The organism is Brevibacterium sp. 2SA, assembly GCF_005502845.1.
GTDB lineage: Bacteria > Actinomycetota > Actinomycetes > Actinomycetales > Brevibacteriaceae > Brevibacterium.
In genome coordinates, this window is sequence record NZ_SCMW01000001.1 from 86,261 (window position 1) to 99,893 (window position 13,633).

Here is a 13,633-nt window from a genome sequence, read left to right on the forward strand (position 1 = left end):
TGACGCGACCGCATCGTACGGGGCATGATGTGAAGAAGGACGGATTAGTGGCGACAACGAACGACCTGAAGAACGGACTCGTGCTCAACCTCGACAACCAGCTGTGGCAGGTGCTGGAGTTCCAGCACGTCAAGCCCGGCAAGGGTCCGGCGTTCGTCCGCACCAAGCTCAAGCACGTGATCTCCGGCAAGATCATCGACAAGACGTTCAACGCCGGCACGAAGGTCGAGACTGCCAACGTCGACCGCCGCGACATGCAGTACCTCTACCACGACGGCTCCGACTACGTCTTCATGGACGCCAAGGACTACGACCAGGTGACCATCCCCGCGAGCCTTGTCGCCGATGCCGCGAACTACATGCTCGAGAACCAGGAGCTCCAGGTCTCCTTCCACGACGGCACCCCGCTGTCGGTCGAACTCCCGGCCTCCGTCGAGCTGACGATCTCCCACACCGAGCCGGGCCTCCAGGGCGACCGCTCGACCGGCGGATCGAAGCCTGCGACCCTGGAGACCGGCTACGAGATCCAGGTTCCGCTCTTCCTCGAAGAGGGCACGAAGATCAAGGTCGACACCCGCACGGGTGACTACCTCGGCCGCGTCAAGTAAGTGGGAGCACGCACCCGGGCCCGACGCCGGGCCCTCGAGCTCCTCTTCGAAGCAGGACAGCGGGGACTCGACATCGACGAGGTCGTGGCCATGCGGTCGAACGACCCCGACTACCCGATGAAGGCCTACGCCGTCGAGATCGTCGACGGCGTGAAGTCCCACCGCGAGGAGATCGACGAGATCATCTCCACCTACTCGGAGGGCTGGACGATCGACCGGATGCCGGCCGTCGACCGGGCGCTGCTCGAGATCGGCACGTGGGAGATCCTCTTCAACGACGAGGTTCCCGACACCGCAGCGATCGACGAGGCGAAGATGCTCGCGAAGCAGTTCTCGACCGACGACTCCCCGGGCTTCGTCTCGGGTCTGCTCTCGCGCATCCTCGACGTCAAACCGACGCTGACGTGAGTCGCTGCGCCCGCATCCGCCGGGCGCAGCGGACCCACCGCTCAGGCCGGCGCCGGCGCGCGCTAGACTGAGCACACCACGCTCCTTTAACCACCGTCCCGAGAGGCGGAGAAGGGCAGATATGACTGAGCGAACAGTGCTCGATGCCGCAGACATGCGGCGGGCGATGACCCGCATCGCCCACGAGATCATCGAAGGCAACAAAGGCACCGACGATCTCGTCCTCCTCGGCATTCCCCGCCGCGGAGTCCCCCTGGCCACGCGCCTCGGTGAGCTCATCGCCGACATCTCCGACCGTCCGCAGGGTGCTCCGGGACTCGTCGGCAGCCTCGACGTCACGATGTACCGCGATGACCTGCGCTCGAACGCCTACCGGGCACCGGCCCCCACCGACATCCCCGGAGAGGGCATCGACGGGACCACCGTCGTCCTCGTCGACGACGTCCTCTTCTCGGGCCGGACGATCCGGGCCGCCCTCGACGCGCTCTCCGACCTCGGTCGCCCCGCCAAGGTGCGCCTGGCCGTCCTCGTCGACCGCGGCCACCGGGACCTGCCGATCCGCGCCGACCACGTCGGCAAGAACCTCCCCACCTCGAGCAGCGAACGCGTCAACGTCTCGCTCGCCGAGATCGACGGAACCGACGCCGTGACGATCTCCGGAGGCCGCGAATGAAGCATCTCCTCGACACCGCGTCGCTGACCCGCGAGGACGCCGTCGCGATCCTCGACATCGCCGAGGAGATGGCCCAGGTCGGGCAGCGCGAGGTGAAGAAGCTGCCCGTGCTGCGCGGCCGCACCGTCGTCAACCTCTTCTTCGAGGACTCGACCCGCACCCGGCTCTCCTTCGAAGCCGCCGCGAAGCGCCTGTCCGCCGACGTCCTCAACTTCTCTGCGAAGGGATCCTCGGTGTCGAAGGGCGAGAGCCTCCAGGACACCGTCCAGACGATCTCCGCGATGGGCGCCGACGCGATCGTCGTGCGCCACTCCGCCGCCGGCACCGCGCAGCGCCTCGCCGACACCGGCTGGATCGACGTCCCCGTCGTCAACGCCGGGGACGGCACCCACGAACATCCCACGCAGGCCCTGCTCGACGCCTTCACCCTGCGCCGGGCGCTCGGCGGCTTCCCCGCCTCGGGGGCGGTCAAGGACGGACCCCGCGGGAAGGGCCTCGACGGCGCCACCGTGGCGATCGTCGGCGACATCCTCCACTCCCGGGTGGCCCGGTCGAACGTCCACCTGCTCGACCGCCTCGGTGCCGATGTCCACCTCATCGCCCCGCCCACGCTCCTGCCGTGGGGCGCGGAGACGTGGCCGGTGACGATCCACTACGACCTCGACGAGGCGATCGCCGGCCAGGACTTCGACGCGGTGATGATGCTGCGCGTCCAGCACGAGCGGATGCACGAGTCGTTCTTCCCCAACGCCCGCGAGTACGCGCGCCTGTGGGGACTGAGCGAGGCCCGCCTGCGGGCTCTGCCGGAATCCGCCTTCATCATGCACCCCGGACCGATGAACCGGGGCTTCGAGATCTCCGCGGCCGCCGCGGACTCACCCCGCGCCCTCGTCCTCGACCAGGTCGAGAACGGTGTGAGCGTGCGCATGGCGGTGCTCTACCGCCTGCTGACCGGTCAGGAGGAGACCATTGACTGACTACCTCATCACAGGCGCCGACGTGCTCGGCCGCGGCCCAGCCGACATCGCGATCTCCGAGGGCGCGTTCGTCGACCCCGAGCTCCTCGGGCCCGATCCCGAGGTCATCGACGCCACCGGGCTCATCGCCCTGCCCGGCCTCGTCGACATGCACACCCACCTGCGCGAACCCGGCAAGGAGGACGCGGAGACGGTGCTCACCGGCTCCCGGTCCGCCGCCGCCGGCGGGTACACGTGCGTCCACGCGATGGCGAACACCGCCCCCGTGGCCGACACCGCCGGCGTCGTCGAACAGGTCCACCGGCTGGGCCGCAGCGCCGGCTTCACCGAGGTCGTGCCCATCGGCGCCGTGACCATCGGACTCGAGGGCAGGCAGCTCGCCGAACTCGGCGCGATGGCCCGCTCGGAGGCTCGTGTGCGGATCTTCTCCGACGACGGGATCTGCGTCTCCGATCCGCTGCTCATGCGCCGGGCCCTCGAATACGTCAAGACCTTCGACGGCGTCATCGCCCAGCACGCGCAGGAGCCCCGGCTCACCGAGGGCGCGCAGATGAACGAGGGCGTGGTCTCGGCCGAACTCGGCCTGCCCGGCTGGCCGGCGGTCGCCGAGGAGTCGATCATCGCCCGCGACGTGCTGCTCGCCGAACACGTCGGCTCCCGCCTCCACATCTGCCACGTCTCCACCGCCGGCAGCGTCGACACCGTCCGCTGGGCGAAGTCCCGCGGAGTCCAGGTCACCGCCGAGGTCACGCCGCATCACCTCATGCTCACCGACGAACTCGTGCGCACCTTCGACCCCGTCTACAAGGTCAACCCGCCGCTGCGCACGCAGCGCGACGTCACAGCCCTGCGGGAGGCGCTGGCCGACGGCACGATCGACGTCATCGGCACCGACCACGCCCCGCACACCGCCGAACACAAGTGCAGCGAATGGTCGGCCGCGGCCATGGGCATGGTCGGCATGGAGACCGCCCTGCCCATCGTCGTCGAGGCGATGCGCGACTACGACTTCGACTTCGGCGACATCGCCCGGGTGATGTCCCAGGCACCGGCCCGGATCACCGGCGCCACCGGCCACGGCAGCCTCGAGACGGGCGCGAGCGCGAACCTCGTGCTCATCGACCCGAACGCCCCGCACACGATCGTCCCGGCCGACCACGCGACGAAGGGCAGGAACAATCCCTTCGCCGGTCTCGAGGTCGCCACCGCGATCACCGACACGTTCTTCTACGGGCACCGCGTGCTCGCAGACGGCGAACTCACCACCCCCCATCCGGCAGGAGCGTCATGGACCGAACAGTGAGCGTCCTCATCATCGCAGGCATCCTCCTCCTCATCCTCCTGGCACTGACCTGGGGCTGGTCGCGGCGCAAGAGCCGACAGACCGACGTCGCCGCCCCCGTCAAGCCCGGCCTCGGCATCACCCCGATCGCCGACCCCGTGGCCGGTTCGTACGTCTCGACGACGACGGCCGGCAACCCGCTCGACCGCGTCGCCGTCCACGGGCTCGGCATCCGCACCAGCGGAGAGCTCGTCGTCACCGACGCCGGGGTGATCATGGACCTCGCCGGGCGGGAGGACTTCATCATCCCACGCTCCGACATCGTCTCCGTCGACACCACCTCGGGGATGATCGGGAAGTTCGTCGAACGCGGCGGCATCGTCCGCATCACCTGGAGGCTCGGGGAGACCCTCGTCGACACGGGCTTCCGCGCCCGGTACTCCGCCGACACCGCGCCCACCGTCAACCGCATCAGAGAGATGATCGTAGAGGCACCATGAGACTGTCCACCACTCCCGCCGTCCTCATGCTCGAAGACGGCCGCACATTCACCGGATCCGCCTACGGCGCGATCGGCCAGACCGTCGGCGAAGCGGTGTTCGTCACCGCGATGTCCGGCTACCAGGAGACCCTGACCGATCCGTCCTACCACCGGCAGATCATCATCCAGACCGCACCCCACATCGGCAACACCGGTGTCAACGCCGCCGACGACGAGTCCCGCCGCTTCTGGGCCGCCGGCTACGTCGTCCGAGACGCCTCCCGCGTCTCGTCGAACTGGCGCAGCGAGGGCGACCTCGAACAGCGGTTGAAGTCCGATGGCATCGTCGGCATCAGCGACGTCGACACCCGGGCGCTCACCCTCCACCTGCGGGACAAGGGCGCGATGCGGATGGGGATCTTCTCCGGTCCCGCCGCGGAGCTCGACCCGACCGTCATGCTTCAGACCGTGCTCGAGACCCCGCGGATGGCCGGAGCCCGGCTCGCCGAGGAGGTCAGCGTCTCCGCACCGGAGTTCGTGCCCGCTGTCGGTCAGGCGAAGTTCAGCGTCGCCGCCGTCGACCTCGGCATCAAGGCGATGACCCCGCAGCGCCTGGCCGAACGCGGCATCGACGTCCACGTCCTGCCCGCCTCGGTGACGTTCGCCGAGATCGAGGCCCTCGGCGTCGACGGCGTGTTCTTCTCCAACGGCCCCGGCGATCCCGCGACCGCCGACGACCAGGTCACGCTGCTGCGGCAGGTGCTGACCGCGCGGATCCCGTTCTTCGGCATCTGCTTCGGCAACCAGCTGCTCGGCCGGGCCCTGGGCTTCGGCACGTTCAAGCTGCCCTTCGGCCACCGCGGCATCAACGTCCCCGTCATCGACCGGACGACCGAGAAGGTCGAGATCACCGCCCAGAACCACGGCTTCGCCGTCGACGCCCCGCTCGAGGGGGAGACCACGGCTCCGGCCGACCCGGCCTTCGGCCGCGTCGCCGTGTCCCACGTGTGCCTCAACGACGACGTCGTCGAGGGACTCCAGTGCCTCGACATCCCCGCGTTCTCCGTCCAATTCCACCCCGAGGCAGCGGCCGGGCCCCACGATTCGAGCTACCTGTTCGATCGGTTCGTCGACCTCATGTCCGCCCGCGCCTAAGGAGACCCCATGCCACTGAGAAGCGATATCGAATCCGTCCTCGTCATCGGCTCCGGTCCCATCGTCATCGGACAGGCCTGCGAGTTCGACTACTCCGGCACCCAGGCGTGCCGCGTGCTCCGGTCCGAGGGCCTGCGCGTCATCCTCATCAACTCGAACCCCGCGACGATCATGACCGACCCCGACGTCGCCGACGCCACCTACGTCGAACCGATCGACCCCGACATCATTGAGTCGATCATCGCCAAGGAGCGCCCCGACGCCCTCCTGCCGACCCTCGGCGGACAGACCGCGCTCAACGCCGCGATCGCCCTCCACGACGCCGGTACGCTCGAGAAGTACGGCGTCGAGCTCATCGGCGCCGACGTCGACGCGATCCAGCGCGGCGAGGACCGCCAGAAGTTCAAGGACATCGTCGAGGAATGCGGCGCCGAGGTGGCCCGCTCCGTCATCTGCCACACCCTCGACGAGGCACTCGCCGGGGCCGAAGAGCTCGGCTACCCGCTCGTCGTCCGTCCCTCCTTCACGATGGGCGGCCTCGGGTCGGGCATGGCCTACGACGAGACCGACCTGCGCCGCATCGCCGGCGCCGGGCTCTCGGACTCGCTGACGACCGAGGTCCTCCTCGAGGAGTCGATCCTCGGCTGGAAGGAGTACGAGCTCGAGCTCATGCGCGACCACAAGGACAACGTCGTCGTCGTGTGCTCGATCGAGAACGTCGACCCCGTCGGCGTCCACACCGGTGACTCGATCACCGTCGCCCCGTCGCTGACGCTGACCGACCGCGAATACCAGACGATGCGCGACATCGGCATCGACATCATCCGCGCCGTCGGCGTCGACACCGGCGGCTGCAACATCCAGTTCGCCGTCGACCCGGCCACCGGGCGCATCGTCGTCATCGAGATGAACCCGCGGGTCTCCCGGTCCTCGGCGCTGGCGTCGAAGGCCACAGGCTTCCCGATCGCGAAGATGGCGGCCAAACTCGCCGTCGGCTACTCGCTCGACGAGATCCCCAACGACATCACGAAGGTCACCCCGGCGAGCTTCGAGCCGACGCTCGACTACGTCGTCGTCAAGATCCCGCGCTTCACCTTCGAGAAGTTCCCTGCCGCCGACCCGACCCTGACGACGACGATGAAATCCGTCGGCGAGGTCATGGCGCTGGGCCGCAACTTCACGACCGCCCTGCAGAAGGCGATGCGCTCGATGGAGCAGAAGGACTCCTCGTTCGACTGGTCGGACCTGCCCGACATCAGCGACGACGAGGTGCGCGAGGCCCTCCTCGAGCGGATCGCCCACCCCACCGCCGATCGCATCCACTCCGTCCAGCGCGGGCTCGCCGCGGGCCTGACCAATGCGGAGGTCCACGAGGCCTGCGGGATCGACCCGTGGTTCCTCGACCAGATCGAGCTCATCAACGAGGTCGCGCAGTTCATCGCCGACGCCGACGAGCTCGACGCCGAAGTGCTCAGGGTCGCGAAGAACCACGGGTTCTCCGACGAGCAGATCGCCGGCCTGCGCAGCCTCACCACCGAGGTCGTCACCGGCATCCGCCACGCCCTGCGCATCCGCCCCGTCTTCAAGACCGTCGACACGTGCGCGGGAGAGTTCGAAGCCCACACCCCGTACCACTACTCGAGCTACGACGCCGAGACCGAGGTCGCCCCGCGGGAGCGTCCCGCCGTCCTCATCCTCGGGTCGGGCCCGAACCGGATCGGTCAGGGCATCGAATTCGACTACTCGTGCGTCCACGCGACGATGGCGATCGGGGAGGCAGGCTTCGAGACCGTCATGGTCAACTGCAACCCCGAGACCGTCTCGACCGACTACGACACCGCCGACCGCCTCTACTTCGAACCGCTGACATTCGAAGACGTCATGGAGGTCTACCACGCGGAACTCGCCGCCGGCCCCGTCGCCGGCGTCGTGTGCACCCTCGGCGGGCAGACTCCGCTCGGACTCGCCGACCAGCTCAAGGCGGCGGGCGTGCCGGTGCTCGGCACCCAGCCCGAGGCGATCGACCTCGCCGAGGACCGCGGCGAGTTCGGCGCCGTCCTCGACCGGGCGGGGCTGACCGCGCCCAAGCACGGCACCGCCGTCACCGCCGCCCAGGCCGCCGCGATCGCCGCGGAGATCGGCTACCCCGTGCTCGTGCGCCCCTCCTACGTCCTCGGCGGCCGCGGCATGCAGATCGTCTACGACCGCACGCAGCTGCTCGACTACATGGCCACCGCCACGGAGGTCTCCGTCGACCGGCCCGTCCTCGTCGACCGGTTCCTCGAGGACGCCATTGAGATCGACGTCGACGCCCTCTACGACGGTGAGGACATCTTCATCGGCGGCATCATGGAGCACATCGAGGAGGCCGGCATCCACTCCGGCGACTCCGCGTGCGTGCTGCCCTCGCTCACCCTCGGCGAGGATGTCCTCGACCGCGTCCGGCAGGCCACCCGGGCGATCGCCGAAGGCGTGAGCGTCCGCGGCCTGCTCAACATCCAGTTCGCCATCACCGCCGACGTCCTCTACGTCATCGAAGCCAACCCGCGCGCCTCGCGCACCGTGCCGTTCGTCTCGAAGGCGACGTCGACGCAGCTGGCGAAGGCCGCCGCGCTCATCGCCGTGGGCCGGACCATCGCCGACCTGCGCGGCGATCTCCTGCCGGAGACCGGCGACGGCTCGACCCTGCCGCTCGAGCACCCGATCGCCGTCAAGGAGGCCGTGCTGCCGTTCCGTCGGTTCCGGACCGTCGAGGGCAAGGTCGTCGATTCGATCCTCGGCCCCGAGATGCGCTCGACCGGCGAGGTCATGGGCATCGACCACGATTTCCCGACCGCGTTCGCCAAGGGCCAGCTCGGCGCCTCGATCAAACTGCCCACCTCGGGCACGGTCTTCGTCTCCGTCGCCGACCGCGACAAGCGGGCCATGGTGCTGCCGGTCAAGGAGCTCGTCGACCTCGGCTTCGACGTCGTCGCGACGACGGGCACGGCCGCCGTGCTCTCCCGCTACGGCATCGCGACCTCGCAGGTCCACAAGCACTTCGAGGCCGACGCCGAGGACCGCACGGTCCTCGACTACCTCGCCGCTGGGACGATCGACATGGTCATCAACGTGCCCTCGGGCCGCCAGGAGCGCGCCGACGGCTACGAGATCCGTGCCGCGGCGACCGCGAACTCGGTGCCGCTCATCACGACGATCGCCGAGTTCGCCGCCGCCGTGACCTCGCTCCACGTCGTCCGCGACAAGACCTTCGGCGTGCGCAGCCTCCAGGACTGGAGCGCGTGATGTTCTCCACCCGGCTCACCGCGGCGATGGCCGCGCACGGTCCCGTGTGCGTGGGCATCGACCCCCACGACCATCTCCTGGAGGCGTGGGGGCTGCCGCGCAGCGCCGCCGGCGTCCGGGAGTTCGGGCTGCGCACCGTTGAGGCGCTCGCGGGGACGGTCGCCGCGGTCAAACCGCAGGCCGCGTTCTTCGAGCGCTTCGGCTCCGCCGGTGTCGCCGCCCTCGAGGACACCGTCGCGGCGTGCCGGGAGCAGGGGCTGCTGACGATCCTCGACGTCAAGCGCGGGGACATCGGCTCGACGATGGCCGGCTACGCCGAGGCCCATCTGCTGCCCGACTCACCCCTGTCCGCCGACGCCATCACGGTCTCGCCCTACCTCGGCGTCGGTGCCCTGGCCGCCGCGTTCGACCTCGCCGCCGCCCACGATCGGGGCCTCTTCGTCCTCGCGCTCACCTCGAACCCGGAGGGCGCGGACATCCAGCACGCCCGCACCGGTTCAGGCGTCCCCGACTTCGGCGACTCCGTCGCGGGGTCCGTGGCCGCCGCCGTCGCCGCCCGCAACGCGGAGCTCACCGGGGGAGCGGGTGAGCTCGGCCCCTTCGGCCTCGTCGTCGGGGCGACGATCGGGTCGGCCGCGCGGGACCTCGGCTTCGATCCGAGCGCCTGCGGGGGACCGCTCCTCACCCCCGGCGTCGGGGCGCAGGGGGCCGGCCGGGACGAACTCCTCGACGTCTTCGGGGCAGCGGCGCTCGCGCGCCACCAGGTCGTCGTCGCCGTCTCCCGCGCCGTGCTCGCCGCCGGACCGACCGGTCTCGCCGAGGCGGCCCGCAGCCTCAACGCGTCGCTCACGGCACCCGCCTGACGGCGCCCGCCGGAATCCGCCCGGAGGCTGATCGGCTCCGCACGCGCCCCTGCCCTGCCGCACGGCTGGGCCGGGGCGCGGATTTTCTTCCCTGCGCTGTGTCGGTTGTCATGGTTTGTGTTTTAGACTGAAGCAACTTCCCTACCTGCCCGTTCATGGTGACAGAGGAGATAATGTGGCACTCGAACCATTGACCCCGCAACAGCGTTCGGCCGCTCTTGACAAAGCGTTCAAGGCTCGACAGGTGCGCGCCGAGGTGAAGTCGGCCCTCAAGAGCGGCGAGACCGATCTTGCGGCAGTGCTCAAGAAGGCAGGGAAGGACGAAGCACTCGCGAAGATGCGCGTGCTCGACCTCCTCCGGTCGCTGCCCGGAGTGGGCGATCGCCGGGCCGAAGCGGCGATGGAAGAGGTCGGGATCGCCTCATCGCGGCGCATCAAGGGCCTCGGCGTGCACCAGAAGAACGCCCTGTTGGAGAAATACTCCTGAGTGTGACACTTTAGATCTGTGAACACTCGACTCACCGTTCTCGCGGGACCCACCGCGGTCGGAAAAGGCACCATCAGCTCCTATATCAGACAGCACCACCCCGAGATCTGGTTCTCGGTGTCGGCGACGACGCGGCCGCGACGCCCCGGTGAGATCGACGGTGTTCATTATCACTTCGTCTCCGACGACGAGTTCGACGGACTCATCTCCCGCGACGAGATGCTCGAGTACGCCGTCGTCCACGGCCGACACCGCTACGGCACCCCGTCGGGTCCCGTGCGGCAGCACCTCGCCGACGGCATCCCCTCCCTGCTCGAGATCGACCTGCAGGGGGCGCGCCAGGTCAAGGCGAAGATGCCCGACGCCCTCTTCGTCTTCCTCGCCCCGCCGACCTGGGACGAACTCGTCTGCCGGCTCACCGGGCGCGGCACCGAAAGCGCCGAGGAGCAGGCCAGGCGGCTGACCACCGCGCGGGCCGAACTCGCCGCGGAATCCGAGTTCGACGTCACCATCGTCAACGACAGTGTTCGCACTGCGGCAGAAGAACTCATACAATTGATGGGTATATCCACACTCGATTAGATGGGACACCCCTTGCCTGCTCAGCCCGAAGGCATCACCAATCCGCCGATCGACGAACTCCTCACCGTCACCGGCTCGAAGTACGAACTCGTGTCCGTCGCCGCTCAGCGTGCGCGCCAGATCAACTCCTACTACGCACAGCTGCAGGAGGGTCTGCTCGAGAACGTCGGACCGCTCGTCACCCCGGAACCCCACGAGAAGCCCCTGTCGATCGCCCTGCGCGAGATCAACGAGGGCAAGATCGTCTCCCGTGAGATCAGCGAAGCCGACTTCGCGACGCCGACCGTCGAGGAGACCACCGAGGCGCCCGTGAGCACCGACGGCGCGATCGACTTCAGCGACCAGTGAGAATCGTCCTCGGAGTCGCCGGTGGGATCGCCGCCTACAAATCGGCGCACGTCATCCGGCGCCTCCGGGAGCTCGGGCACACCGTCACGGTCGTGCCCACCGCTGACGCCCTGAAGTTCGTCGGCGCCCCGACCTTCGAAGCGCTGTCGGGACAGCCGGTGACCACCGACGTCTTCGACGAGGTCGACAAGGTCAACCATGTGCGCATCGGCCATGAGGCAGAGCTCCTCATCGTCGCCCCGGCCACGGCGAACACGATCGCGAAGATCGCCGCCGGCCTCGCCGACGACCTGCTCACCGCCTCGGTGCTCACGACGACGGCGCCGATCGTCGTCGCGCCTGCGATGCACACGGAGATGTGGCACAACCCTGCGACGGTCGCGAACATCGCGACGCTGCGCGAGCGCGGGGTGCACGTCCTCGACCCCGCTGTCGGCCGCCTCACCGGACCCGATTCCGGGCCCGGACGCCTGCCCGAACCCGAGGAGATCGTCGCCTTCGCCCTCGCCGCCGCCGAAGGAGGCACGACTGAGACCGGCACTGCCGGGTCCGGCACGGACCGCACCGATTCCGCGGGCTCCCTGAGCGGCAAGCGCGTCGTCGTCAGCGCCGGGGGCACCCGGGAGGCGCTCGACCCCGTCCGATTCCTCGGCAACCGCTCCTCGGGCAAGCAGGGCATCGCCCTGGCCCGCGCCGCGTTCGCCGCCGGCGCCCGGGTCGAACTCGTCGCCGCCCACGTCGACTCCGGACTGCTGGCCGACCTGCCCGCCGGCATCACCGTGACCCCGATCGAGTCGACGCTTGACCTCCAGGCCGCGATGGCCACAGCCGCCGAGCACGCGGACATCATCATCATGGCCGCCGCCGTCGCCGACTTCCGGCCGGCCCGGCTCGCCGATGCGAAGCTCAAGAAGTCCGGGGACGAGGGGATGAGCATCGAACTCGTCCAGAACCCCGACGTCCTCGCCGGGCTCGTCGCCGACCGCCGGCCCGGCCAGTTCATCGTCGGCTTCGCCGCCGAGACCGGCGACGCCGCCCACTCCGCACACGAGTACGCGGAGGCGAAGTTCCGCCGCAAGGGTGCCGACCTCCTCGTCTTCAACGACGTCTCCGCCGACCGCGCCTTCGGCCACGATGTCACCGAGGTCGTCATCCTCGCCGCCGGGGACGGCGCTTCCGACGTCGTCGACGCGGCGACGCTGGCGGGCACGAAGGACGATGTTGCGCAAAAGGTCGTTGCCGAAATCGCCCGCCGCATCACCCCAGTAGAATCGACGCCGTGAGTACATCCGAACTGCGCTACTTCTCCTCCGAATCCGTCACCGAAGGCCACCCCGACAAGATCTGCGATCAGATCAGCGACGCCGTGCTCGACGACCTCCTCTCCAAGGATCCGAACGCGAAGGTCGCCGTCGAGACGATGGTGACGACCGGACTCGTCCACGTCGCCGGTGAGGTCAACACCGACGCGTACGCCGATGTCGCCGGCATCGTCCGCAGCCTCATCACCGGGATCGGCTACGACTCCTCAGACACCGGCTTCGACGGTCATTCGTGCGGTGTGTCGGTCTCGATCGGCAGCCAGTCCCTCGACATCCACTCCGGGGTGACGAACCCGCTCGACTTCCGCGAGGCGCTCGAGACCGACCACGGCTCGTCGCTGGGCGCCGGCGACCAGGGGCTGATGTTCGGCTACGCCGACAATGCGACCGATGTCCTCATGCCCCTGCCCATCCACCTCGCCTCCCGGATGGCCGAGAAGCTCAGCGCCGTCCGCAAGTCCGGGGAGCTGTCCTACCTCCGCCCCGACGGCAAGACCCAGCTGACGATCGGCTACGACGGGGACACCGCGGTCTCGCTCGAGAACATCGTCGTCTCCACCCAGCATGCCGCCGACGTCTCCCAGGACCAGCTCCAGGCCGACATCAAGGAATTCGTCGTCGGCCCCATCGCCGAGGCCTCGGGACTCGACCGCGGCAATGAGAAGATCCACATCAACCCCGCCGGACCCTTCGTCACCGGCGGCCCGATGGGCGATGCGGGACTGACGGGACGCAAGATCATCGTCGACACCTACGGCGGCTTCTCCCGCCACGGCGGCGGCGCGTTCTCCGGCAAGGACCCCTCGAAGGTCGACCGCTCGGCCGCCTACGCGATGCGCTGGGTGGCGAAGAACATCGTCGCCGCGGGACTGGCCGACCGCGCCGAGGTCCAGGTCTCCTACGCGATCGGCAGGGTCGACCCGATGGGCCTCTACGTCGAGACCTTCGGCACCGAGAAGGTCGATCCCGCAGCGATCACCAAGGCCATCCGCGAGGTCTTCGACCTGCGCCCGGCGATGATCATCCGCGAACTCGACCTGCTCCGCCCGATCTACTCGCAGACCTCGACCTACGGTCACTTCGGTCGTGAGCTGCCCGACTTCACGTGGGAGAGGACCGACCGCGCCGACGACCTGCTGCGCGCCGTGTCCGCGCACTGAGA

The 13,633-nt window shown here is 69.1% G+C and carries 14 protein-coding genes; all 14 read left to right on the forward strand.

Translation table 11 applies throughout. The features are described from left to right. Window positions 1–47: 47 nt before the first annotated feature. Entirely contained in the window at window positions 48–608 is a 561-nt protein-coding gene (efp, locus tag FFS20_RS00380; RefSeq protein ID WP_137823958.1) for an elongation factor P, read from the forward strand. Beyond that, window positions 609–1,016, forward strand: a complete 408-nt coding sequence (nusB, locus tag FFS20_RS00385; RefSeq protein ID WP_137823959.1) for a transcription antitermination factor NusB — start codon at window positions 609–611, stop codon at window positions 1,014–1,016. 121 nt (window positions 1,017–1,137) lie between these two features. Further along, entirely contained in the window at window positions 1,138–1,689 is a 552-nt protein-coding gene (gene pyrR, locus FFS20_RS00390) for a bifunctional pyr operon transcriptional regulator/uracil phosphoribosyltransferase PyrR (protein ID WP_137823960.1), read from the forward strand. After that, window positions 1,686–2,666 carry an aspartate carbamoyltransferase catalytic subunit gene (locus FFS20_RS00395; RefSeq protein WP_137823961.1) on the forward strand — a complete coding sequence of 327 codons (981 nt, stop codon included), beginning with the start codon at window positions 1,686–1,688 and terminating at the stop codon, window positions 2,664–2,666. Before pyrR ends, FFS20_RS00395 begins: the two co-directional genes overlap by 4 nt. Beyond that, window positions 2,659–3,969 (forward strand): dihydroorotase, encoded by a 1,311-nt coding sequence (locus tag FFS20_RS00400; protein WP_137823962.1) that lies wholly within the window; start codon window positions 2,659–2,661, stop codon window positions 3,967–3,969. The genes FFS20_RS00395 and FFS20_RS00400 overlap by 8 nt, the downstream gene beginning before the upstream one ends. Next, window positions 3,954–4,448 carry a hypothetical protein gene (locus tag FFS20_RS00405; RefSeq protein WP_137823963.1) on the forward strand — a complete coding sequence of 165 codons (495 nt, stop codon included), beginning with the start codon at window positions 3,954–3,956 and terminating at the stop codon, window positions 4,446–4,448. Before FFS20_RS00400 ends, FFS20_RS00405 begins: the two co-directional genes overlap by 16 nt. After that, window positions 4,445–5,584, forward strand: a complete 1,140-nt coding sequence (carA, locus tag FFS20_RS00410) for a glutamine-hydrolyzing carbamoyl-phosphate synthase small subunit (protein ID WP_137823964.1) — start codon at window positions 4,445–4,447, stop codon at window positions 5,582–5,584. Before FFS20_RS00405 ends, carA begins: the two co-directional genes overlap by 4 nt. Window positions 5,585–5,593: 9 nt before the next feature. Beyond that, window positions 5,594–8,869, forward strand: coding sequence for a carbamoyl-phosphate synthase large subunit (gene carB, locus FFS20_RS00415; protein WP_137823965.1), 3,276 nt, complete (start codon window positions 5,594–5,596; stop codon window positions 8,867–8,869). Next, entirely contained in the window at window positions 8,869–9,732 is an 864-nt protein-coding gene (gene pyrF / locus FFS20_RS00420; RefSeq protein ID WP_137823966.1) for an orotidine-5'-phosphate decarboxylase, read from the forward strand. Before carB ends, pyrF begins: the two co-directional genes overlap by 1 nt. 175 nt (window positions 9,733–9,907) lie before the next feature. Next, window positions 9,908–10,219 (forward strand): integration host factor, actinobacterial type, encoded by a 312-nt coding sequence (gene mihF, locus FFS20_RS00425; protein WP_137823967.1) that lies wholly within the window; start codon window positions 9,908–9,910, stop codon window positions 10,217–10,219. A gap of 18 nt (window positions 10,220–10,237) precedes the next feature. After that, window positions 10,238–10,801 carry a guanylate kinase gene (gene gmk / locus FFS20_RS00430; RefSeq protein ID WP_137823968.1) on the forward strand — a complete coding sequence of 188 codons (564 nt, stop codon included), beginning with the start codon at window positions 10,238–10,240 and terminating at the stop codon, window positions 10,799–10,801. Further along, complete coding sequence (gene rpoZ, locus FFS20_RS00435; RefSeq protein ID WP_137823969.1) at window positions 10,802–11,149, forward strand: DNA-directed RNA polymerase subunit omega; 348 nt, start codon at window positions 10,802–10,804, stop codon at window positions 11,147–11,149. Continuing rightward, window positions 11,146–12,432: a bifunctional phosphopantothenoylcysteine decarboxylase/phosphopantothenate--cysteine ligase CoaBC gene (gene coaBC, locus FFS20_RS00440; RefSeq protein ID WP_137823970.1), complete on the forward strand. Its 1,287-nt coding sequence runs from the start codon at window positions 11,146–11,148 to the stop codon at window positions 12,430–12,432. The genes rpoZ and coaBC overlap by 4 nt, the downstream gene beginning before the upstream one ends. Then, window positions 12,429–13,631 carry a methionine adenosyltransferase gene (gene metK, locus FFS20_RS00445; RefSeq protein ID WP_137823971.1) on the forward strand — a complete coding sequence of 401 codons (1,203 nt, stop codon included), beginning with the start codon at window positions 12,429–12,431 and terminating at the stop codon, window positions 13,629–13,631. Before coaBC ends, metK begins: the two co-directional genes overlap by 4 nt. The last annotated feature ends 2 nt before the right edge of the window (window positions 13,632–13,633 follow it).

Excerpts from the sequence above, each read along its gene's own strand:
- pyrR (WP_137823960.1), top strand. The coding sequence starts at position 1,138 with ATGACTGAGCGAACAGTGCTCGATGCCGCAGACATGCGGCGGGCGATG.
- FFS20_RS00395 (WP_137823961.1), top strand. The coding sequence starts at position 1,686 with ATGAAGCATCTCCTCGACACCGCGTCGCTGACCCGCGAGGACGCCGTC.
- FFS20_RS00405 (WP_137823963.1), top strand. The coding sequence starts at position 3,954 with ATGGACCGAACAGTGAGCGTCCTCATCATCGCAGGCATCCTCCTCCTC.
- carA (WP_137823964.1), top strand. The coding sequence starts at position 4,445 with ATGAGACTGTCCACCACTCCCGCCGTCCTCATGCTCGAAGACGGCCGC.
- carB (WP_137823965.1), top strand. The coding sequence starts at position 5,594 with ATGCCACTGAGAAGCGATATCGAATCCGTCCTCGTCATCGGCTCCGGT.
- pyrF (WP_137823966.1), top strand. The coding sequence starts at position 8,869 with ATGTTCTCCACCCGGCTCACCGCGGCGATGGCCGCGCACGGTCCCGTG.
- rpoZ (WP_137823969.1), top strand. The coding sequence starts at position 10,802 with ATGGGACACCCCTTGCCTGCTCAGCCCGAAGGCATCACCAATCCGCCG.